Origin of the sequence: Sphingomonas sp. 3P27F8 (assembly GCF_005502745.1) — a bacterium.
In the GTDB taxonomy this organism is placed as follows: domain Bacteria; phylum Pseudomonadota; class Alphaproteobacteria; order Sphingomonadales; family Sphingomonadaceae; genus Sphingomonas.
This window is the reverse complement of sequence record NZ_SCNL01000012.1, coordinates 103,519-124,748: the sequence shown is the minus strand read 5'-3', so window position 1 is coordinate 124,748 and position 21,230 is coordinate 103,519. Positions and strand designations below refer to the sequence as shown.

Genomic DNA, 21,230 nt, shown 5'->3' with positions numbered 1-21,230 from the left:
AATTTGAGTTAACACGAATCTGCGGCCGTATGGACAGGCGCCCCGTTCCTCGGGGCGCTACGTTGATCGAGGTTGTCGCGATCGCTGGCGATTGATCTGGATTCGCCGTCTTTCCAGGCGCATGAACCAACAGCGCGACGGCCCGTTAAGCCGGAAGGGCGGCAAGCCGTTTCGCGGAGACGATCCAGATGGCCAGGCAGAAATCCGACGATCCGCAAATCAAGCCGTTCAAGGGGCCGGCGGGCGGCTGGGGCTCTGTCCGATCGCTTGCCGAGATCCTACCACGCGAGCGTATCCACCCCGAGGTGCTGCGTGAATTGTCGCGCCAGAACAAACCCGACGGCTTCGCGTGCGTCAGTCGCGCCTGGGCGAAGCCGGCCGATCATCATCCGGCCGAATTTTGCGAAGAAGGTGCGAAGGCGACCGCGTGGGAGCTGACGTCGCTGCGCACCACGCCGGCCTTCTTCGCCGAGCATACGCTTGGCGAACTACGGTCATGGCGCGACTATGATCTGGAGCAGCAAGGCCGGCTCACGCATCCGCTGCGCTACGATCCGGACACCGACAGATATGTCGGATGCTCCTGGACGGAAGCGTTCGACGAGATCGGCAGCGTCCTCGCAGCACTGCCACCGAAGTCGGTAGTCTTCTACTCGTCGGGGCGGACCAGCCTCGAGGCGTCCTACATGTACGGCCTGATGGCGCGCATGTACGGCAATCAGAATCTCCCCGACAGTTCGAACATGTGTCATGAATCCACGTCGGTCGGCTTGAAAGCCGCCATCGGCGTTCCGGTCGGTACCACGCAGCTGTCGGACTTCGATGCCTGCGACACCATCTTCTTCTTCGGTCAGAATGTCGGGTCGAACGCGCCGCGCATGCTTCATGACTTGCGCCGGTGCCGCAAGCGCGGGGTCGAGATCGTAACCTTCAATCCGCTCAAGGAGAGGGGTCTCGAGCGGTTCACCGACCCGCAAAACCCGATCGAAATGGCGACGTTGAAAGAAACGGCGATCTCGACCCAATATCATCAGGTCAAGGCCGGAGGCGATATCGCGGCGATGATGGGAATCGCCAAGTTCCTCGTCGAGTGGAACGACCAGGCCGTGGCTAACGCCCAGCCACCCGTGCTCGACCTCGATTTCATCAAGGCCCATACCAACGGCTTCGGCGCGTTCGTCAGCGCCGTTCGCGCGGCGTCCTGGGACGATATCGAGCGTGAGTCGGGATTGCCGAGGGCCGAGCTCGAAGTGTCGGCGCGCATCTATGCCAAAGGCGAGGCGGTCATGGCGATGTACGGCATGGGACTGACCCAGCACGTCAAGGGCGTCGAGAACGTTCGCATGCTCGTCAATCTGCTCCTGCTGCGTGGCAATATCGGCAAACCGGGCGCGGGTCCGACGCCGGTTCGCGGCCACTCCAACGTTCAGGGACAGCGCACCGTCGGCATCACCGAGAAAACCGAACTGGTCCCCGTCGCGAGGCTCGAGGAGCAGTACGGCTTCACCGCGCCGCGCGAGAAAGGGCTCGACACGGTCGAAAGTTGCCGGGGCGTAATCGACGGATCGGTCAAGGCGTTCGTCGCGCTCGGCGGCAACTTTCTCCGCGCGGTTCCCGAAACGACCGCGATGGAGGAGGCCTGGCCACGGCTCGACCTGTCGGTGCAGATCGCAACGAAGCTCAACCGCAACCACCTTTTTCCAGGTAAGGTGACCTATCTGCTGCCATGCCTCGGCCGGATCGAGGAGGATGTTCAGGCAAGCGGACCCCAGGCCGTGTCAGTCGAGGATTCGACGAGTTGCATTCACGGCTCGCGCGGCAAGGCGACTCCCGCCAGTCAGCATCTCCTTTCGGAGCCGGCGATCGTCGCCGAACTCGCCAAGCGCATCCTGCCGGACAATCCCAAGGTGAATTGGGACGCGTGGGTCGCGGACTACGGAACGATCCGCGACGCGATCGAACAAACCTACCCGGCGATCTTCCCGGCGTTCAATAAGCGGCTGTTTACGCCGGGCGGTTTCTGGAAGGGCAACAAGGCGGCGGAACGGATCTGGCTGACGCCGAGCAAAAAGGCCGAATTTCTTGTGCCCGAGGGCTTGTCTGCTACCGGCTTTGCCGACGCGGCGGGTCGCTTCAGGCTGATAACGCTGCGTTCCAACGATCAGTTCAACACGACGATCTATGGCTATCATGACCGGTTTCGCGGCGTGAAGGGAACACGCGATGTCCTCTTCATGAATGTCGCTGACATCGCCTTGGCTGGCCTCAGCGAAGGCCAGATCGTCGCGCTCGAAAGCGACGCGGGGGACGGCAAGACCCGGCGCCGCGAAGGCTTGATCGTCACGCCGTACGACATTCCCCGCGGCTGTCTCGGCGCCTATTATCCGGAGTGCAATGTGCTCATGCCAGTCGAGCATCATGCCGAGGAGAGCCACGTGCCGGCGGCGAAGTCGGTCCCCGTTCGGATCGCGGTCTGATCGAGCACCGCGTGGCTGGCACGCAAAACCATAAGTTCACAGCCGTCGCCCGCGAGGGCGCTTGGGAAGAGACGGTCCGTGCCATCGCGGTCGAAGCGCCGGTTGCGCTCGAATTCAACGGCATCGGCTATGCGGTGCTCATGGCGACGCCCGGCGATCTCGACGATCTCGTCGTTGGTTTTGCGCTTGCCGAACGGTTGATCGATCAGGCGGACGACGTGATCGGCATCGAGGCTCATGCCACCGGGCACGGGACCGTGCTGCGGGCGTCGCTCGCGAACCGCGTCGGCGACCGCATCGTCGACCGCGTGCGGCATCGGGTCTCGGAATCCTCCTGCGGCCTGTGCGGGATCGAAAATCTCGAACAGGCGATGCGACCGCTCCCGGTCCTGACGGCGAAATGGGCCGGCGACGATGCGGCGATTTTTCGAGCGCTCGATACGCTCGATCGGGTGCAGCCGCTCAACGCGGCAACACGAGCGGTCCATGCCGCGGCCTGCTGTGCGGCGGACGGCGAAGTGCGGCTCGTGCGCGAGGATGTCGGCCGGCACAATGCTTTCGACAAGCTGATCGGCGCCATGCTGCGGAGCGGCGAAGAATGGGCAGGGGGATTTGCTCTGCTCACCTCGCGCTGCTCGTTCGAACTGGTCGAAAAGGCGGTACTCGCCGGCTGTCCGATGCTGGCGACGATTTCCGCGCCGACCAGCCTCGCACTCGACCGCGCGCGCGCGGCGGCTTTGCCCTTGAGGGTCGTCGTCAGACCCGACGCGCTACTGGCGACGGTACCGTGACCCGCATTCTCGGCGCGGTCCTCGCCGGGGGCCTGGGACGACGCTTCGGCAGCGACAAGGCAGTTGCGACCTTTCACGGCGAGCAATTGATCGATCGGGTGATCGAGCGTCTCGCCGCGCAGGTCGACCGCGTCATCATCTGCGGCCGCACCTGGGCCGATCACATCTCGGCGACGGACCGCCCGGCTCCGCATCTCGGTCCGCTCGGCGGGCTCAATGCCGCCCTGCATCATGCCGAGGCGCACGGGTTTGGGCTGGTCTTGGCCGTGCCGTGCGATGCGCCTGATCTGCCGGCCGATCTTGCCTCCGTGCTGATCGCGGCCGGGCCGCCTGCCTTTCTTGCCGATCTGCCGGTGATCGGCTGTTGGCCGTCCGCGCTGGCGAGTGTGCTCGATAGGCACCTTGCCACGACGAGCGATCGATCGGTTCGCCTCTGGGCTACGGTCGCGGGCGCCCGGCCTGTTCCGTACGGCGCGATCGTCAACATCAACACACTCCACGACCTCCGGCAGGCGGAGTTCCGCAATGACTGAACGGCCGTCTGTGGACGAGGCGCTGGACACGATACGGGCGACCGTCGCGGCGCTCGGCCGGGAGCTTGTCCCGACACGGCGCGCCCTGGGGAGGCGACTGGCGGAGGATAGTCGAGCGACCATCGACGTGCCCCGCTTCCCCTCCTCGGCGATGGATGGCTATGCGATCGCGTCGCGCGATACGCTCGCCGCGTCCCCGTCGAACCCTGTCGACATGCGGATCGCCAAGCTCGTCCGGGCCGGCGATCAAGCGCCGCCGATGTGCCCGATGACGGCGGTAGGCATCGCGACGGGGGCGCCCATCCCGGCGGGAGCGGATACGGTGGTGATACACGAACGCGCCGCCATCGTCGGTGACGCGCTTCGGCTGTCGGAGCCTGTTGCCGCGATGCTCAATGTCCGGCTGGCCGGCGAGGACTTCCGCGCCGGCGAGGTCGCTTTGGCTCGCGACACCGACCTGACGGCGGACGCGATTGGTGCGCTGATCGGATGCGGGATCGACGCGCTGACCGTCCGTCGCCGCCCGCGGCTGCTTCTGTTCTCGACCGGCAGTGAATTGGCACCGTCCTGTCGAGACCTTGCCAACAGCGCGGCGGTCGTCGACAGCAATTCGCCGATGATCGAAGCCCTCGCGACGGGCCTTGGATTGCAGATCGATATTCTCGGCACCGCGCAGGACACCTGTAGCTCGACGGACGCAATGCTCGACGCCGCGATTGCCGCGACCGACGCGGATCTGGTGCTATCGACCGGCGGCGTGTCGGGCGGCGCTTTCGACCTGGTGCGTACAAGGCTCGAAGCGGGTGGTGGACGTGTGCACTTCCACGGTGTGAACATGCGCCCCGGCAAACCCCTCTTGTTCGCCACGCTGCCCGATGGCCGACCGTATTTCGGCCTGCCGGGCAATCCCGTGGCGGCGTTGGTGGCGTTCAGATTTTTCGTCATGTCGGCGATACGGGCCATGGCCGGGCTGGCCCCGGAATCCGGTCGCCCGGTCGCGGACAGCCAGGTCGGGCGCGCCGGAACGACCCTGTTCCTGCGCGGCCGCGCGCGCCGGGACGGCGAGCAACTCGTCGGGGTCGATACCGGTCTCGATCAAAGGTCGCACGTTCTGTCGAGTGTGCTGGCGGCCGATACCTGGCTGCGGGTCGATCCGCCGGCCGATGGACCCGCGATCCAGTTTGCCTTTCCGAAAGTCCCGCCGCCGCTCTGACCGCCGCGCACGTAAAGAAGGGCAGGAAAATTGACGCAGGATAACGCGTCCCGACAATATCGCCCTAGTCTGTCGGCGGGCGGGGTTGTGTGGAGGAGCTGATGCAATCGAGCGCGGCAAGGCTGGGCATGCTAGCGATCTGCGCCGTCCTGGCCGCCGTCGCCGCCTGCAGCGCCGAGAAGCGGCCGGCGGCGCCGTCGCAACCGCAAACGCCCCCCACCGGACCGGAGGATCCGCGCATATCCGCTTACGAGAACAATTCCTATCAGCTGTCGCAGGGAGGCCGGTATTTCGCCTGGTATGGGTGCAGCGCGTGTCACGCCCAACGTGGCGGCGGCGGCCGCGATCTGGCAGACAAGAAATGGGTCTATGGGGGAGAATTCGACCAGGTCTACCGGACGATCGCCGGTCATGGCGGACTGACGGTCAAGCCTGGACAGAGCATACCGCCCGAACAATTGTGGCAGCTCAGCGCCTATGTGCGTAGCTTGAACCAGATCGATCCGGCGAAGCGCCGCCGCCAGGATCTCGACCAGGCCGGCGAGCCGCAGGCGGACAATTGGTCGGGTCCTGTCGAGTGAACAGGGCTTGGGGCCTTGCCGGATGTCTCGCGCTTGGCGGCTGTTCGGGCGCGAATTCGGTGCTCGCACCGGCCGGCTACCAGGCGCACGCACTGCTCGATGTCTTGAAGCTCACCGTGTTCGTCGGCGCGGCCATGTATGTGCTGGTCCTCGCGTTCCTGACCCTCGGTATTGTGCGGCGGCGGGTGCAAGAATCGGGGGACCTCCCCGTTGTCGAGCCCGCAGACGCCGGCCTGCATCGCGGGCTGATCGCATGGTCGGTCCTGATCCTTTGCGGCCTGAGCCTTCTCATCACTGCGAGCTTCGTGCTCGATCGGCATCTCGCGGCAGCGCAGCCCAGCGAGACGCTCGAGGTTCGCGTCACCGCGCAGCAATGGTGGTGGCGCTTCGTCTATCGCGATCCCGCCACCGGCCGATGGGTCGAGACCGCGAACGAACTCCATTTGCCGGTGGGTCGAACCGTCCGCGTGACGCTAGGATCGAACGACGTGATCCACAGTTTCTGGGTTCCCTCGCTTGCTGGCAAGATGGATGTCATCCCGGGACGGGTGAACGTGCTCGATCTCACGCCGCGTCGACTGGGGTGGTTTCGTGGGCAATGCGCCGAATTCTGCGGCGTCCAGCACGCCCATATGGCGTTCGACGTGAAGGTCGAAAGCGAGGCGGACTTTAGGGCGTGGCTCGCAAACCAGGCCCGGCCGGCCGTGTCCCCGAGCGGAGTCGATGCGGCGCGAGGCATGCGCATTGTCTCGACGCAGTGCGCGGCGTGCCACACCGTCCGCGGTACGGCGGCGGCGGGACGCGCGGGGCCCGACCTTACCCATCTGGGTGCGCGGCGGCGCATGGCGGCGGGAACGCTCGCGCTCAATCGCGGCAACATCGAGGGGTGGATCCTGCAGCCCCAGTCGATCAAGCCCGGTACGCTGATGCCCGCGACCTCGCTCGATTCCCGCGGTGCTGAGGCGGTCGCACGTTATCTGGAGGCGCTCAAATGACCGTCGAGGCCGAGCGCCATCACGCGCTTCTCAGGACCTGGAGCGACGCGCCGGGGATTTGGGGATTCCTCACCACGGTCGACCATAAGCGAATTGCCGCGCGCTACGTGCTGACCGCCGTCGCGCTGCTCGCGATCGCCGGGCTGCTGGCGGTCGATATGCGGCTGCAACTGAGCCAGCCGAACATGGGCAGGATGGGGCCGCAGGGGTTCAACGAAGCATTCGCGCTGCACGGCTCAACGATGTTGTTTCTGGTGTCGGTACCGGTGATGGAAGCCATGGCGATGTGGCTCGTCCCGTTGATGCTCGGCGCGCGCACGGTCGCCTATCCGCGCCTCGCCGCGTTCAGCTACTGGCTCTATCTGGGCGGCGTCTTGATGCTGTGGATCGCGCACGCCCTCGATGTGACGCCCGATCTCGGATGGTTCGAATATCCGCCGCTGTCGGGCCCAGCCTATGCCCCGGGGCATCGCGTCGATGTCTGGGCTCAGATGATTACGTTCAGCGAGGTCGCGGCCCTTGCTGCCTCGGTGAACATCGTCGCGACGATCCTCAAGATGCGGCCGCCGGGCATGACGCTCGCGAAGATGCCCCTGTTCATCTGGGCGATGCTGGTCGCCTCCCTGATGACGATCTTCGCACTACCCTCGGTGATGCTGGTGACCAGCATGCTGATCGCGGACCGCCTGGTATCGACTCATTTCTTCACGCCAACGGGCGGCGGGGACACATTGTTGTTCCAGCATCTCTTCTGGTTCTTCGGGCACCCCGAAGTCTATATCATCTTCGTTCCCGCCCTGGGTTTCGTTTCCGCGATTACCGAGACGTTCTCGCGGCGGACAGTGTTCGGCTATATCCCGATGGTGCTGTCGATGCTCGCGATCGCCGTCCTGGCGTTCGGCCTGTGGGTGCATCACATGTTCGCGGTCGGTCTGCCCAAGATGGGCAACTCTTTCTATACTGCGGCAAGCATGGCGATCGCGCTCCCCGCGGGCATGCAAATCTTCTGCTGGATCGCGACGATCTGGAGCGGCCGACCAATGTTCAGGACGCCGTTGCTCTGGGTCATCGGCTTCATCGTCACGTTCGTGATCGGCGGGCTGTCGGGCGTGATGACGGCATCGGCCCCGCTCGATCTCCAGCTTACCGATACCTATTTCGTCGTGGCTCACTTGCATTATGTGCTGATCGGCGGCGCGATGTTCCCGTTGTTCGGTGCGTTTTGTTATTGGTACCCCAAGGCCACCGGACGGTTGATGTCCGAGCGCTGGGGCGTCGTCAGTTTCGTACTCATCATCGTCGGGTTCAACGTCGGCTTCTTTCCGATGCACTTGCTCGGTCTCGAAGGAATGCCGCGGCGCATCTACACCTACCCGGCCGAAACCGGCTGGGGGCCGCTCAATCTCGTGGCCACGATCGGCACGTTCATCTCCACTGCGGGCGGCGTCGTTTTCGTTGCCAATGCATTCCTGAGCCTGAAACGCGGCAAGGTCGCCGGTGACGATCCCTGGGGTGGGTCGACGCTCGAATGGGCAACGCAGTCCCCGCCGTGCGCGCACAATTTCAACGAGGTGCCGGTCGTCCGCAGCCTCGCCCCGCTGTGGGATCGCGATGGCCGGCAAGCCATGATCGGCCTGTCCGCGACGTGTCGCGAGGTGCTCGTGACGAGCGCGGTCAACGCCGAACCGCAATATCGGCACAAGAGCCCGGCGCCCTCGATCTGGCCCTTCCTCGCGGCTGTTGCGACATCGATATTGTTCGTCGCCAGCATCTTCACGCCCTGGGCTTTGGTCTGGGGAGCGCTTCCCGTCGCCCTTACCTTGATCGTCTGGTTCTGGCCGAACCGGCCCCGTGCTAATGCGACCGACCAACAGGTCACGCGGTCATGAGCGAACCGGTACCCTACACGATCGTCGGCGACGTGAGCGATTTGCCCGACTGTGCCATGGGCCCTCGCAACATCGTATGGTGGGGCAATATCGGCTTCATGCTGATCGAAGGCACCGCCTTCCTGCTCGCCATGGCCGTCTATCTCTATTTGCAGAGCGAAAGCCCATCCTGGCCGCCGGCGGGCGACACGCCTCCGGACCTGGCCTGGTCGACGATGTTTACGGTCGGCCTGTTCACCAGCGAGGCCCTCAATCTCTGGGTATCGCGAAAGGCAAAGGCCAAGGACGCCGCCGGCGTCCGGCGCGGTACATTGCTTATGGCGCTCGCCGGCCTGATGTTCCTCGTCGTCCGCGGCGTCGAACTCGATCATCTCAACATCCGATGGGATCAGGACGCTTACGGGTCGGCGGTCTGGATGCTGATGGTCCTGCACACGTCGCATTTGACTACCGAACTGGGCGAATCCGCCGTGCAATCGGCCTGGCTGCACACGCACCGGATCGACCCCGACCAGTTTTCGGACGTCCAGGACAATTGCGAATATTGGACCTTCGTCGTGCTGGCATGGGTGCCGATCTACGTGTTGATCTACTGGGTGCCGCGATGGACCTGAGGACGCGCGCATGGAGCCGGCTGGTGCTCGCCGGAATCGTCCCGCCTGGCGCATGGCTGCTATTCCAGCAGGGTCTGTCGGTGACGCTGCGGTTGCAATGTGGGGCCGCCGGGCCACCGCTCGGCCCGCTATGGGGCGCCGTCAGCGTCGCGGCATGCGGCAGCGCGGCGTGGCTGGCCACGCGCGCGCGAGTCGACGGCGATAGTGCACGCTTCGTTCGGCGTGCGGCGCAACTGGCAGCCGGCCTGTTTGCCGTCGCGATAGCCTTCCAGACCTTGGCGACCTTGATCGTTCCGCCATGCGCGCGCTAGTCGCGACGATCGGCGTCTCGGTCGTGCTGGCGGCGCCGGCTGCCGCCGCACACGAACCCGGCGGCGATGCGCTGCCGTCCTGGCATGTCGAACCCTTGATAGCGCTGCCGCTGCTCGCGACGCTGCTGTTGTTCGCGCTGGGTTACTGGCAACTCCGGCGCCGGTCCGCGCGCGGCGAATTCGGGCGACGCGGCGGCTTGTTCCTGCTCGGCTGGCTCTTGCTCACCCTCGCTCTCGTCTCGCCCCTGCATGAAGCCGGCGAACGCTCCTTTGCCGCGCACATGTTCGAGCATGAACTGATCATGCTCGCGGCCGCACCCTGCCTGGTTCTCGCACGCCCCGCCGTCATCCTTTTATGGGGCTTCCCGGACCCCGCGCGAGGGCCGGTCGGTGCGCTTGCCCGGCGCGGCTGGTTCAAGGCGATCTGGCACCGTCTGACCGAGCCCGTCACGGCAACGACCCTCCAGGCTGTCGTGCTATGGGCGTGGCATTCGCCTTCGCTATTCGACATGGCGCTCGAGAATGAAGCGTGGCACGCCGTCCAGCACGCCAGCTTTCTCGTCAGCGCCCTCTTGTTCTGGACAGCGGTCCTGAATTCGCGACAAGGCCCGCAGGGCTACCCGCTTGCGGCGCTGTGCCTGTTCGCAACGTCGATCGTGTCGGGTGCGCTCGGCGCGCTCATGGCGTTTTCGCAAAGCCCCTGGTACGCGCCCTATGCGGCACTTGGCCTCGCGCCTTTCGGCCTCACCCCCGCCGAGGATCAGCAGATCGCCGGCCTTATCATGTGGGTCCCGGGGGGGCTGGTTCATGCACTTGCCGCGCTGGCGATGATCGGCGCGATGCTCCGTGTTTCGCGCCGGGAGGTCGGCGATGCAGGCTAGCCTCAAGTTCGTCGCCGGCCTGGTCGGAGCTGGAGCCATCCTGGCGCTGGCCTCGGGCGTCGTGCTTCACCGCGAGGCACAGCAACGCGACCGCGTCGCCGCCGAGCAAATGACGGGTGGCAACGTCGAACGCGGCCAGCTGGCCTTGACGCGTTATGGATGTACGGCGTGCCACGACATCAGCGGGGTGCCGGCCGCGCGCGGCAGCGTCGGCCCCGCGCTGACAGGCATCGCCGAGCATTCGCTGCTTGCCGGGAAATTGCCCAACACGCCGGACAATCTCGTCCGCTGGATTCGCGAGCCACAGGCGATATCGCCCGGCACCGGCATGCCCGACACGGGTGTCACCGAACGAGATGCGCGCGATATCGCGGCATATCTTTATACGCTCCGCCGCGGCAGCCCCGACAAGTGACGGCGCGCCCTACCAGGAGGTTGGAACCAGGTTGCGACGCGTGCGGTTGTTCGATCGGAACAACGGGCAGCGGCACACCATGGTGAAACGTCGTCAGCACTATCGCGCGGTGGCGGCCTGATGGCGCGGCGGTGGCCCGACAATCTTTGGATCGTGCGGCACGGTCAGAGTGCGGGAAACCTCGCCCGCGACGCCGCGGACGAAGCATCGCTCGATCGGATCGCGATCCACGGCCGGGACGTGGACGTCGCGTTGAGCCCGTTAGGCGAAGAGCAGGCTGGCGCGCTTGGCGCCTGGTTCGCCACAGCAACCGAGCGGCCCGATGTCGTGTTTGCGTCGCCCTATCGGCGTGCCGTCGACACCGCTCGGTTGCTGCGCGCGGCGGCGGGCATCGCCGACGTCGCGATCTGCACCGACGAACGGATTCGCGAAAAGGAATTCGGTATCCTCGATGGCTATACCTTATCGGGGGTACGAAACCACTTCCCCGAACAAGCCGACATTCGATCGGTGCTGGGAAAATTCTATCATCGGCCGCCGGGTGGCGAGAGCTGGTGCGATGTCATCCTGCGGCTGCGCTCGCTGCTCGACACCGTGGTGCTTCACCACGCCGGTCGGAACGTGCTGATCGTCGGTCATCAAGTCGTGGTGCTGTGTCTTCGCTATATCCTGGAAGGCATGACCGAGCAGCAGATTCTCGCGATCGATGCCGAAGGCGACGTCGCGAATTGCTCGGTCACGCATTACCGATGCGGCGAGAAGACGCCGGACCATCTGGCGCTAATCCGGTACAATTATGTGGTCCCGGTCGAGCAAGTCGCGGTCGAAGTGACGCGGGCGCCCGACCCCCCGGTGGCGGCGCGGGGATGATCGAGATGCTCGATCGCGCGTGGTTTGACGCCCATCGCCTGCCGAGCGCCGGCGGTGCGAAGGACGAGCGCGGACAAGTGCTGGTCGTGGGGAGTTCGGCGCTGGTACCCGGCGCCGTCCGGTTGACCGGTGAGGCCGTGCTGCGCGCGGGCGCGGGCAGGGTGCAACTCGCGACCTTATCGGAGATCGCCGTTCCGCTCGGCATCGCCTTTCCCGAGGCGGCGGTGATCGGATTACCGTCGCACGATGGCGAACTCGCAGCGGCTTGTGTAGAGGATCTCGAGGCCGGCTGCGCGCAATGCGACGCCATCATCGCGGGGCCCGGCATGATCGAAGGCGAAGAGACGCCGGCCTTTGTCGAAAGCCTACTTGCCAAGGAACTCGACGTGCCGTGCCTGCTCGACGCCGGGGCGATGACGGCGCTGCGCCTGGTCGACAAGTCGGCGCGCGGCTCGCTTGTCCTGACGCCGCACCATGGCGAACTCGCAACGATGATGGACGCCGAGAAGGAAGATATCGCGGCGTCGCCCTCGATCTGGGCCAAGCGCGCTGCTGAACGGTACCGCGCGGTGGTCGTGTTGAAAGCGGCCGAGACCTTCCTTGCCTCGCCCGAGGGGCGTCTCGCACGTTATGTCAGCCCGACCCCGGGCCTGGGCACGGCGGGGTCGGGCGACATACTTGCGGGTGTGATCGGCGGGCTGCTCGCGCGCGGCGCCGGACTGTTCTGCGCGGCAGGTCTCGGTGTATGGATGCACGGCGAGGCGGGTGCCGCCGTGTCGCGGCGGAGCGGACCGCTCGGCTTCCTCGCTCGTGAACTGCTCGCGGAAATTCCTGCGCTGCAAGGGTGACCGGGCGGCGGAGACCGCCGCCCTGCCGACCTTACATTTTCGATAGCATGTCGATGTGCATCTTGACGACGGGCGCGATCTTGGAGGCCGCCATGCGCAACGGCTTCGCCGCGCCGTCCCGGCCATAAGCTTCCATCAGCGCCAGAGCATCGCGGTGTGCCGCCTTTTGCTGGTCGATATAGAGTTGGTCGCGCGCGGGGCCGCTTGCCGCCCGCAATGCGGCGAGGTTGCGCGCCTGGTCGGCGTCGAGTTTCGGCGGCGCCACCGCAACGCGCGCGGCCCGCGCCGCGGCCTTGATGTCTGCCGTACTCTTGGTGTGGTCGCGCACCATCTCCGCGGCGAACTTCTTCACCGCCGGATTGCTTGACGTTATCATCAGACGGCCTTCCTGCCGTTCGAACAAGTCGCTCGCGCCGGCCTTCTTAACGAATTCCTTCGTCGGCGGTGCGGCCATTTGCGCCATCAGCGCGGCCGGTGTCGCAAAAAGCAGCGCAACTCCCAGGATTGTCTTCATGTCATCCTCCCGTTGAGCCATCCGACATGGATGGTGGATCACGGAACAAGTCCTGCGTCCGGCATTGGTTCCGGCTGCTCCGTCGGGCAGCAGACCTGTCATCCGTGGCGCGTCCTGCGATTCCTTCTTGCGGGCGCGAGCAGGAGCCAACCGCCGGAAATAAATCGCATTAACCTCTATCAGCATGCGGGGGCATGGCGGATCGGTCTGGGCGCGAAAGGCGTTCGCGTCGTACAACCAGAAAGAGAGACAGGAATGGCGACCGACCTCGACGACGCCCCCGCGGTGACGCGCAAGGACACCAAGCCCGACCGCGAGCTGACCGCGGCGGCCGTGACCATCAATCGCTCGGCCGACGAGCTGTTTGCCTTCTACCGCGCCTTCACCAACCTGCCGAACTTCATGGAGAATGTCGTGCGCATCGACGCGCTCGGCGGCGACCGGACGCACTGGGTCGTCAAGGCGCCCGGCGGCAAGACCGTCGAATGGGACGCGCGCGTGACCAATGAAGTGCCGGGAAAAGTGATTACTTGGCAATCGGAGGACGGGGCCGACGTCCCTAATTCCGGCCGCGTGACCTTCGCCGAGGCTGGCGCGCGGGGCACCGTCGTGACCGCGACGATCGCCTACGACCCGCCAGCGGGCGCAATCGGCAAGCTGATCGCGAAGATGTTCCAGCGCGAACCCGCGATCCAGGCACGCCGCGACCTACGACGCTTCAAGCAATTGATGGAAACCGGTGAGATCGCGACCCCCGCGATGAATGCCAAGCAATTCGAGGAGATGGGGTTGTGAGAGCACTGGCTTGGCACGGCAAGCACGACGTCCGCGTCGATACGGTCGACGATCCCGGCATCGTCAATCCGCGCGACGCGATCATCAAGGTCACCTCGACCGCGATCTGCGGGTCGGACCTGCATCTTTATGACGGGTACATCCCGACGATGCAGTCGGGCGATATTCTCGGCCACGAATTCATGGGCGAGGTGGTCGAAGTCGGGGCGAAATCGACGCTCAAGAAAGGCCAACGCGTCGTCGTGCCTTTCACGATCGCGTGTGGATCCTGCTACCATTGCGGCAAGCATCAATATTCGGCGTGCGACAATGGCTTGCCCGCGGACAACCAGGACATCGCGCAGGAACTCTACGGCCAACCGATGTCGGGCCTGTTCGGGTATAGCCACATGACCGGCGGCTATGCCGGTGGTCAGGCCGAATATGTCCGCGTGCCGTTCAGCGACGTTGGTCCGATCGTCATTCCTGATGGGATCGAGGACGACAAGGTACTGTTCCTGTCGGACATCCTGCCGACCGGCTGGATGGCGGCGGAGAATGCGCAGATCGAGCCCGGCGACACGGTGGCGGTGTGGGGCTGCGGCCCGGTCGGGCTGTTCGCGGTGCAATCGGCATTCCTGATGGGCGCCGAGCGCGTCATCGCGATCGATCATTTTCCGCACCGGCTCGAGCTCGCCAAGAAGTTCGGCGCGGAGACCATCAATTTCGAGGAAAGCGCGACATACGACGCCCTCATGCTGATGACCGGCGGAATCGGTCCCGATGCGGTGATCGACGCGGTCGGGCTGGAGGCGCACGGCTTCTTCGTCGACAATGTCATCGATCAGATCAAGGCATCGACCTTCCTCGGCACCGATCGCACGCATTCGATCCGCCAGGCGATCATCGCATGTCGCAAGGGCGGGCGGGTTTCGATGCCCGCCGTTTATGGCGGGTTCGTCGACAAGTTCCCGCTCGGCGCGTTCATGGAGAAAGGGCTGACGCTCAAGACCGGCCAGACGCACGTTCAGCATTACCTGCCGGGGCTGCTCCAGGTGATCCTCGACGGGAAGATCGATACCACCTTCCTGATCAGCCACCGCTTGCCGCTCGAGCAGGCCCCCGATGGCTACAAGATGTTCCACGACAACCAGAACGAAGTGACCAAGGTCGTTCTGAAACCCGGCATGACCGTGGCCGCGTGAGGAGACAGACAATGGCCGACAAATTAGCGATTGTAACCGGTGCCTCGACCGGAATCGGGTTCGAACTGGCGACCATCGCCGCCCGGGACGGCTATGATCTGATCGTCGTCGCCGACGAGCCGCTGATCGACGCGGCAGCGCGCGATTTCGAGCAGTTCGGCACTGACGTGCAATCCGTCGAAGCCGATCTCTCGACGATTGACGGCGTCGACACCTTGTTAGCCGCCGTGAATGGACGCCGGATCGACGTATTGTGCGCCAATGCCGGGATCGGCACCGGCGGCGCGTTCCTCAATCAGGACGTGGCGAGTTGGCGCCATTCGGTGGACACCAATATCACCGGCACCGTCTATTTGCTGCAGCGCGTGCTCGGCGACATGGTCGCGCGCGACGACGGCAAGATCCTCGTGACCGGTTCGATCGCCGGCTAAATTCCGGGCGCGTTCAACGCGGTCTACAACGCCACCAAGGCGTTCGTCGACAATTTCACCGAGGCGCTGCGCAACGAGATCAAGGAATCGAAAGACGTGACGCTGACCACGCTGATGCCCGGCGCGACCGACACCGAATTCTTCAACCGGGCGGGCATGGACGATACGTCGGTCGGCCAGGACGACAAGAAAGCCGATCCGGCGAAGGTCGCGAAGGACGGCTGGGATGCGATGATGGCGGGCAAGGGTCACATCACCTCGGGGCTGAAAAACAAGCTGCAGGTTGCCGCGGCCGGGGTCGTGCCGCAAGCCGTGCTCGCCGAGATGCACCGCGGCATGGCGGAACCCGGCTCGGGCAAAACCGATAAGTCGTAAACCCCGACGGCGCTGATCTCTCGCAGTAGCATCACAAGCCCCAGTCTTTTTTGACAGGAATCCAGCATGAGCGATTTAGCCGAGCCTCCCGCACGCGACGTGAGCGATGCGCATACCGACATGCCCTCACTTTCGGGCCGCAAGGCCATCATCAGCGGCGGCACGACCGGGATCGGCCGGGCGATCGCCGTCCTGCTCGCGTCCGACGGCGTGGACGTGTTCGTCTGCGGCCGCGACCAGCAGCATCTCGAGGACGGGCTGGAGCGCATCCGCGAGGTCGGCAAGGGCGGTGGCATGGCGGTCGATCTTGCCGACCCGGACGGCGTCGATCGGTTTGTCGCGGGTGCTAGGGAGTATCTCGGCGAGTTCGATATCGCGATCATCAATGCCGCCATCCCTGCCAAGGGATTGACGACGATGAGCGCCGATGAGCTGCGCTATGCGATCGCCACCGATTTCACCGCCTATCTGACGACGGCCTATGCCGCGGTCGAAGTAATGCAGGATCACGGCGACATCATCTTCATCGGCTCGGTGGCTTCGCATTTGCTCGGGGCGGAGGGCAGCGTTTATGCCGGGATGAAGGCCGGCGTCGCCGGATTTGCCGAGGCGGTGCGCAAGGAGCTGGCGCCGAAGGGAATCAAGGTCTGCAACATTGAGCCGGCCAAGACCGGTGCCGATTTCCAGTATCCCGATTTCACCGCGGCGGAACAGGCCGAGGAGAATCGCAAGGAGACGATGTTGCGCGCCGAGGACATTGCGGTCGGCGTGCATTATGTATTGACGCAGCCGCGACGCGCGGTGGTTCAGCAGGTCGTGATCGCGCCGCGCGCGCGCGGCGACGAATAGTCTTCTGCCGAAGCGTCACTGCTTGAACTCGTCGGTGAAGCTGAGCGTGCCGTCGAACAAGTTGGAAGGCGCCATTGTGCAGATGACTGCGGCAGTAGCGAACTCCACGCAGATAGAATGATCGCTGAAATCACGGAGACGGATCGATCGCGATCGGGGTACCGACCCTCACGTCGTCAGGCCTGGCGAGGTGCACATCTAAGGCTCAAGTACTAAAGTTAAGTCGCCTGGTGACGGCCAATGTCTTATCCCGGACGATCATCGAAGGAATCGCATATTACCATGATGCGCTAACGAGTAATAATAACCTAGCAAGGCAATAGCGTCGTCAAATCGATCTCGCTGATGAATGCTAAGTTCTGATCGAAAGAGCGGATGACTTTACGCTCATACCGTGGAGATCGTCGCTAGAATACGGTCTCGGCAAACTCTTGTTAAGCCGATGCGCGAGCAAGTTGCTAGCTAGATGATCGAATGCGGGCGATGCGGGCCAGCGCTCTAGCCGCCCGCTTCGAGCTCAGCCGCGTAAGTGCTTCTCCACCGCATCCGCACCATTGCCTACCGCTCCCACCGCCTGTTCCAGCCGCTCCCGGGAAACTCCGAACCGCTGGGTCCAATAGTCGACTTCATATTCCTCACCGAGTGCGATCCGCGAGCGGTCCCGCGGTCCGCGCAATGTCTTGTCGTCTGCCATGTCGACCTCCGAATTGTTGACATGGTGACAACGCAGGAGGTGTCCGACGGTTGCCGCAGGCGAGCGACCAAATCGGGCGTGCACGCCGATGCGAGTCTCGAGAGCGCCGGAACGAGTCAGCGCACCACGTATTTGACAGGTATGACGCGGGATCGACCGATATGGCACGCCTAAGAAGCCGCGATGCGGGCGGCGGCGGGAAGACCGGTTTGCCGCCGTTCCAGCCGGTTCAGCTGGCGTCGCTGGTCGACACGGTGCCGACGGGCAGCCGCTGGCTCCACGAAATGAAATATGATGGCTATCGCACGATGCTGGCGGTCGGCGGCGGCGAAGCGCGCGCCTATACGCGCTCCGGACTCGACTGGAGCGATCGCTTCGCAGGGCTCATCGAAGATGCTGTTCGCCTACCGGTCGGAAGCGCGCTGATCGATGGCGAGGCGGTCGTGCTCGATGCAGACGGCCGGTCGAACTTTCAGGCGTTGCAAGGCGCGCTCAAGGGCGCACCGGCAACGATCGTCTATTATGCCTTCGATCTGCTCGAGCTCGATGGCGAGAACCTGACGCAACTTCCGCTCGTCGAACGCAAGGCCCGGCTCGAAACGATTCTCGGAAAGGCGGCAGGACGGTTGCGCTATTCGGAGCACATCGCCGGCAGCGGCGAGAAATTGCTCAACCAATTCTGCGCGGCCGGACTGGAAGGGGTCATCTCGAAGCTTGCTGACGCGCGCTACGTCGGGTCGCGCAACGGCGCATGGGTGAAGACCAAATGCATCAAGCGCCAGGAGTTCGTCATCATTGGCTGGACGCCGTCGGACAAGTCGCGGCTGTTCCGCTCGCTGATCCTCGGCGTCAACGAGGACGGGGCGCTGCGCTATGCCGGCAAGGTCGGCACCGGGTTCGATACCGACGAGAGCTTCGCCTTGATGGAGAAGATGCGACCGCTCGAACAAGACGTGCCGACGGTAAAAGCGCCGCGAGCCGAGGTGCGCGGCGCGCACTGGCTGACGCCGCGCCTGGTCGCTGAAATCGCCTTTACCGAGATGACCAACGAGGGGACCCTGCGGCATCCGAGCTATCTCGGCTTGCGCGAAGACAAGAAGCCGGAAGCGGTGGTGCTCGAAATCGAAGGTTCGGCGGCCGAGGTGTCCGCATCGAAGAGCGCGGTGAAGATCAGCAATTGCGATCGCGTGCTCTATCCCGAAAGCAACGTGACCAAGGGCGCCGTGGCCGACCATTACGAAGCAGTCGCGCCGATCATGCTGCCATGGATCGGCTCGCGCCCGATCAGCCTGGTGCGCTGCCCGCAAGGACGCGCCAAGAAATGTTTCTTTCAAAAGCACGATGCCGGAAGCTTCGGGGATGCGGTCCGGCACGTCGCCATCGCCGAAAAGGACGGCCACGAAGAGCCGTATCTCTATATAGACACGCCTGACGGTCTGATGACGTGCGTTCAGATGGGGACCATCGAGTTTCACGGCTGGGGCGCCCGGATCGAGGACGTCGAGAAGGCCGATCGGCTGGTGTTCGACCTCGATCCCGATGTCGGACTCGATTTCGAGGCGGTGCGCAGTGCGGCGTTCAAGTTCCGCGACATTCTCAAGTCGATCGGACTCGAAACCTTCCCGATGGTGACGGGCGGGAAAGGCGTCCATGTCATCGCGCCGCTGACGCCGCGGGCCGAATGGCCCGAGGTCAAGGATTTCGCGCACCGCCTGGCGATGGCGGTCGCCCAGAGCGATCCTGACAATTTTACGGCGGCCTTGCCCAAGGTGCAGCGTAAGGGCCGCATCTTCGTCGATTATTTGCGCAACCAGCGCGGCGCGACCGCGGTCATGCCCTACAGCGTGCGGTCGCGCGAAGGCGCACCGGTTGCCGCGCCGATTAGTTGGAAGGAAATGGAGACGATCGACACCCCGGCGCACTGGCACGTCGGCGATGCGCCCGAGCTGATCAAGCGCGCCGCATCGAAAGCGCTGGCGGGCTGGGGCCGCGCCAGTCAGGAACTGCCGGACCTGTGAAGATTGCGACCTACAACGTGAACGGCGTCAACGGCCGCCTGCCAGTGCTGCTTCGCTGGCTGGCCGACAGCCAGCCCGACGTGGTCGTTCTGCAGGAATTGAAGGCGCCGCAGGAGAAGTTTCCCGAAAAGGCCATTCGCGACGCTGGCTATGATGCGATTTGGCACGGGCAGAAGAGCTGGAACGGCGTCGCGATGCTGAGCCGGGTTGGCGAGATCCACGAGACGCGCCGTGGGCTGCCGGGCGACCCCGACGCAACGCAAAGCCGCTACATCGAGGCGGCGGTCAACGGTATCCTGATCGGCGGTTTGTATCTGCCCAATGGCAATCCGCGCCCCGGTCCGAAGTTCGACTATAAGCTTGCCTGGTTCGAGCGATTGATCGAGCACGCCGCCGGGCTGCTCGACAGCGGTCTGCCCGTCATGCTCGCCGGCGATTTCAACGTGATGCCGACCGATCTCGATGTCTACAAACCCGAACGCTGGCTGGACGATGCCCTGTTCGCACCTGAGGTACGTAGCGCCTTCGCGCGGCTTGTGGCGCAAGGTTGGACCGACGCGCTGCGCGCGCGCCATCCCGGCGAGACGATCTACACCTTCTGGGACTATTTCCGGAATGCGTTCGCCCGCAACGCCGGGCTGCGAATTGATCACCTGTTGCTGAGCCCGGCGCTCGCCCAGCGCCTCCGCGCCGCCGAGGTCGATCGCGATGTGCGCGGCTGGGAAAAGACCAGCGATCATGCACCGGTCTGGATCGAGCTGACAGACGAAACGCAATCGCGTCGACGCCGCAAGGCCTAGTCGGGCTCGTGCTGTTTCGCATACCAGTCGGCATAGGGTGTCGTTCGGACCATATGCCGATTGAGGTCGGGCGCTCCATCACGCCACCAGACCGGGCCGCGCTCGCCGAGCGCGCGTTTGGCGTCATCCACCGCTGCGTGTGCCGCGTCTTCCGCGACCGTGTCGCCCTGTCGCTTGGCGGCGCCGACCGCGCGCCGCGCGCGCATCAATTCTTCGACGAGCTTTTGCCGGTCGGTCTCGGACAAAGCAGGGTTGACCATTCGCCACAATCGGCCACGGACTACGAAATAGCGGCCATCGGGCGTGACAGGATTGCGCATGTCAGCGCAGCTGGCTATCCTTGCTCCCGCGGCGGTTGATCCCGGCACTGCGGAGCGACGCGTCGCGGATGGCCTGGCAGGAAATACAGGTTCGGGTGCCCGGCAAGGCTTGCCGCCGCCGCTGGGGAATATCGTCGCCGCAATCTTCGCACTCAGCGAGACCGTCGCCGCTCGGCATCATGCCGCGGGCGCGGAGCACGGCGTCGGTTACCGTGTCGTCGATCTGTTCCTGAACCGCGCCGTCGGGCGCCCAGCCATTGGCCATCATGCTCTCTCCTCACCATGAGATGGGGAGAAAGGAATGCCAATCAAGATATTGAACCGAGGCGCCATCACCGCAGGCGATGGCGCGGGATCCAATTTACCTGTGCTTGGTATAGGGCACGAATTCGCCCAATCCGACGGAGCCGCGCGGAAAGTAGGACGTGCGGTCGATTAGTCGGACGATGTCGATGTTGCACAATTGCGTCGACCAGGCCTTGGTCGAGAGAATGTCATCGGAGTCGAGAGACTCCCGCCCGCTTCTTGGTCGGTTGACGTAGAGGCGATTGCCGTCGCGATAGACGATCGCGGTGCCGTCGATAATTTCGGTGGAGTCGATCCGCTGCAGATCGACGCAATCGACGGGCTTACCAGCGATCCTGCCGTCGATGATTTTGGCGAGCTTTGCTTCGCCCCGACCATTGTCGTCCGGGCGGGCCACGGCACTCGCACCGGTTGCGAGCAGGGCGACGCCCAAGAACAGTCTTGCGATCAGCATGTCACGATCCTTTGCTAGACAGGCTCCTTATCGCGCCTTGCCTGAACCAGTGCTGAGCGACGCTCTTGCCGC

General features: G+C 64.5%; 23 protein-coding genes and 1 pseudogene. 19 read left to right on the top strand and 5 right to left on the bottom strand.

The genetic code is table 11. The annotated features are described in order from the left end of the window. The first annotated feature begins 188 nt into the window (after nucleotides 1-188). The 13 genes from FFS35_RS14540 to FFS35_RS14480 all read left to right on the top strand — a co-directional run bounded on the left by FFS35_RS14540 (nucleotide 189) and on the right by FFS35_RS14480 (nucleotide 12,418). Nucleotides 189-2,477, top strand: a complete 2,289-nt coding sequence (locus FFS35_RS14540; protein ID WP_137787811.1) for an FdhF/YdeP family oxidoreductase — start codon at nucleotides 189-191, stop codon at nucleotides 2,475-2,477. Nucleotides 2,478-2,488: 11 nt separating this feature from the next. Next, nucleotides 2,489-3,268 carry a formate dehydrogenase accessory sulfurtransferase FdhD gene (gene fdhD / locus FFS35_RS14535; RefSeq protein ID WP_137787810.1) on the top strand — a complete coding sequence of 260 codons (780 nt, stop codon included), beginning with the start codon at nucleotides 2,489-2,491 and terminating at the stop codon, nucleotides 3,266-3,268. Beyond that, on the top strand, nucleotides 3,265-3,801 hold the full coding sequence (locus FFS35_RS14530) for a molybdenum cofactor guanylyltransferase (RefSeq protein WP_137787809.1): 537 nt from the start codon (nucleotides 3,265-3,267) through the stop codon (nucleotides 3,799-3,801). Before fdhD ends, FFS35_RS14530 begins: the two co-directional genes overlap by 4 nt. Then, entirely contained in the window at nucleotides 3,794-5,014 is a 1,221-nt protein-coding gene (locus FFS35_RS14525; RefSeq protein ID WP_137787808.1) for a molybdopterin molybdotransferase MoeA, read from the top strand. The genes FFS35_RS14530 and FFS35_RS14525 overlap by 8 nt, the downstream gene beginning before the upstream one ends. Before the next feature lie 101 nt (nucleotides 5,015-5,115). After that, entirely contained in the window at nucleotides 5,116-5,595 is a 480-nt protein-coding gene (locus FFS35_RS14520) for a c-type cytochrome (protein ID WP_137787807.1), read from the top strand. Further along, nucleotides 5,592-6,590 (top strand): cytochrome c oxidase subunit II, encoded by a 999-nt coding sequence (gene coxB, locus FFS35_RS14515; protein WP_137787806.1) that lies wholly within the window; start codon nucleotides 5,592-5,594, stop codon nucleotides 6,588-6,590. Before FFS35_RS14520 ends, coxB begins: the two co-directional genes overlap by 4 nt. Then, nucleotides 6,587-8,479, top strand: coding sequence for a cbb3-type cytochrome c oxidase subunit I (locus tag FFS35_RS14510; protein ID WP_137787805.1), 1,893 nt, complete (start codon nucleotides 6,587-6,589; stop codon nucleotides 8,477-8,479). Before coxB ends, FFS35_RS14510 begins: the two co-directional genes overlap by 4 nt. 32 nt (nucleotides 8,480-8,511) lie before the next feature. Further along, nucleotides 8,512-9,093 carry a cytochrome c oxidase subunit 3 gene (locus FFS35_RS14505; RefSeq protein ID WP_249341670.1) on the top strand — a complete coding sequence of 194 codons (582 nt, stop codon included), beginning with the start codon at nucleotides 8,512-8,514 and terminating at the stop codon, nucleotides 9,091-9,093. After that, a complete protein-coding gene (locus FFS35_RS14500; protein ID WP_137787803.1) occupies nucleotides 9,084-9,404 on the top strand; it encodes a hypothetical protein in 321 nt (106 codons plus the stop codon). The genes FFS35_RS14505 and FFS35_RS14500 overlap by 10 nt, the downstream gene beginning before the upstream one ends. Further along, nucleotides 9,392-10,285, top strand: a complete 894-nt coding sequence (locus FFS35_RS14495) for a cytochrome c oxidase assembly protein (protein ID WP_137787802.1) — start codon at nucleotides 9,392-9,394, stop codon at nucleotides 10,283-10,285. Before FFS35_RS14500 ends, FFS35_RS14495 begins: the two co-directional genes overlap by 13 nt. After that, a complete protein-coding gene (locus FFS35_RS14490; RefSeq protein ID WP_137787801.1) occupies nucleotides 10,275-10,700 on the top strand; it encodes a c-type cytochrome in 426 nt (141 codons plus the stop codon). The genes FFS35_RS14495 and FFS35_RS14490 overlap by 11 nt, the downstream gene beginning before the upstream one ends. A 120-nt stretch (nucleotides 10,701-10,820) precedes the next feature. Then, nucleotides 10,821-11,570, top strand: coding sequence for a histidine phosphatase family protein (locus tag FFS35_RS14485; RefSeq protein WP_137787800.1), 750 nt, complete (start codon nucleotides 10,821-10,823; stop codon nucleotides 11,568-11,570). Further along, on the top strand, nucleotides 11,567-12,418 hold the full coding sequence (locus tag FFS35_RS14480; protein WP_249341669.1) for an NAD(P)H-hydrate dehydratase: 852 nt from the start codon (nucleotides 11,567-11,569) through the stop codon (nucleotides 12,416-12,418). The genes FFS35_RS14485 and FFS35_RS14480 overlap by 4 nt, the downstream gene beginning before the upstream one ends. A gap of 31 nt (nucleotides 12,419-12,449) precedes the next feature. On the opposite strand, the gene FFS35_RS14475 is transcribed toward FFS35_RS14480, so the two are convergent. Then, entirely contained in the window at nucleotides 12,450-12,932 is a 483-nt protein-coding gene (locus FFS35_RS14475; protein ID WP_249341668.1) for a DUF4142 domain-containing protein, read from the bottom strand. Between the two features lie 255 nt (nucleotides 12,933-13,187). On the opposite strand from FFS35_RS14475, the gene FFS35_RS14470 reads away from it, so the two are divergent. From FFS35_RS14470 to FFS35_RS14455, 4 genes and pseudogenes are all read left to right on the top strand, one after another. Then, nucleotides 13,188-13,727: an SRPBCC family protein gene (locus tag FFS35_RS14470; protein WP_137787799.1), complete on the top strand. Its 540-nt coding sequence runs from the start codon at nucleotides 13,188-13,190 to the stop codon at nucleotides 13,725-13,727. Continuing rightward, nucleotides 13,724-14,911 carry a zinc-dependent alcohol dehydrogenase gene (locus tag FFS35_RS14465; protein WP_137787798.1) on the top strand — a complete coding sequence of 396 codons (1,188 nt, stop codon included), beginning with the start codon at nucleotides 13,724-13,726 and terminating at the stop codon, nucleotides 14,909-14,911. Before FFS35_RS14470 ends, FFS35_RS14465 begins: the two co-directional genes overlap by 4 nt. 11 nt (nucleotides 14,912-14,922) lie before the next feature. Beyond that, nucleotides 14,923-15,717: pseudogene (locus FFS35_RS14460) on the top strand (SDR family NAD(P)-dependent oxidoreductase). A gap of 66 nt (nucleotides 15,718-15,783) precedes the next feature. After that, nucleotides 15,784-16,566: an SDR family NAD(P)-dependent oxidoreductase gene (locus tag FFS35_RS14455; RefSeq protein WP_137787797.1), complete on the top strand. Its 783-nt coding sequence runs from the start codon at nucleotides 15,784-15,786 to the stop codon at nucleotides 16,564-16,566. A gap of 517 nt (nucleotides 16,567-17,083) precedes the next feature. On the opposite strand, the gene FFS35_RS14450 is transcribed toward FFS35_RS14455, so the two are convergent. Further along, nucleotides 17,084-17,260, bottom strand: a complete 177-nt coding sequence (locus tag FFS35_RS14450; RefSeq protein WP_137787796.1) for a DUF3606 domain-containing protein — start codon at nucleotides 17,258-17,260, stop codon at nucleotides 17,084-17,086. A gap of 161 nt (nucleotides 17,261-17,421) precedes the next feature. Between FFS35_RS14450 and ligD the strand changes: the two genes are divergently transcribed. Both ligD and xth read left to right on the top strand, forming a co-directional pair. Further along, complete coding sequence (ligD, locus tag FFS35_RS14445; RefSeq protein WP_137787795.1) at nucleotides 17,422-19,278, top strand: DNA ligase D; 1,857 nt, start codon at nucleotides 17,422-17,424, stop codon at nucleotides 19,276-19,278. Then, entirely contained in the window at nucleotides 19,275-20,078 is an 804-nt protein-coding gene (xth, locus tag FFS35_RS14440; protein WP_137787794.1) for an exodeoxyribonuclease III, read from the top strand. Before ligD ends, xth begins: the two co-directional genes overlap by 4 nt. Here xth and FFS35_RS14435 read toward each other — a convergent pair. The 3 genes from FFS35_RS14435 to FFS35_RS14425 all read right to left on the bottom strand — a co-directional run bounded on the left by FFS35_RS14435 (nucleotide 20,075) and on the right by FFS35_RS14425 (nucleotide 21,137). Then, complete coding sequence (locus tag FFS35_RS14435; protein ID WP_137787793.1) at nucleotides 20,075-20,398, bottom strand: hypothetical protein; 324 nt, start codon at nucleotides 20,396-20,398, stop codon at nucleotides 20,075-20,077. The two genes, xth and FFS35_RS14435, sit on opposite strands and share 4 nt — an antisense overlap. Nucleotide 20,399: 1 nt before the next feature. Next, on the bottom strand, nucleotides 20,400-20,663 hold the full coding sequence (locus FFS35_RS14430; RefSeq protein WP_137787838.1) for a DksA/TraR family C4-type zinc finger protein: 264 nt from the start codon (nucleotides 20,661-20,663) through the stop codon (nucleotides 20,400-20,402). 96 nt (nucleotides 20,664-20,759) lie between these two features. After that, the gene (locus FFS35_RS14425; RefSeq protein ID WP_249341667.1) at nucleotides 20,760-21,137 is read right to left on the bottom strand and encodes a hypothetical protein; all 378 of its coding nucleotides are present in this window, start codon (nucleotides 21,135-21,137) and stop codon (nucleotides 20,760-20,762) included. Nucleotides 21,138-21,230: the final 93 nt, after the last annotated feature.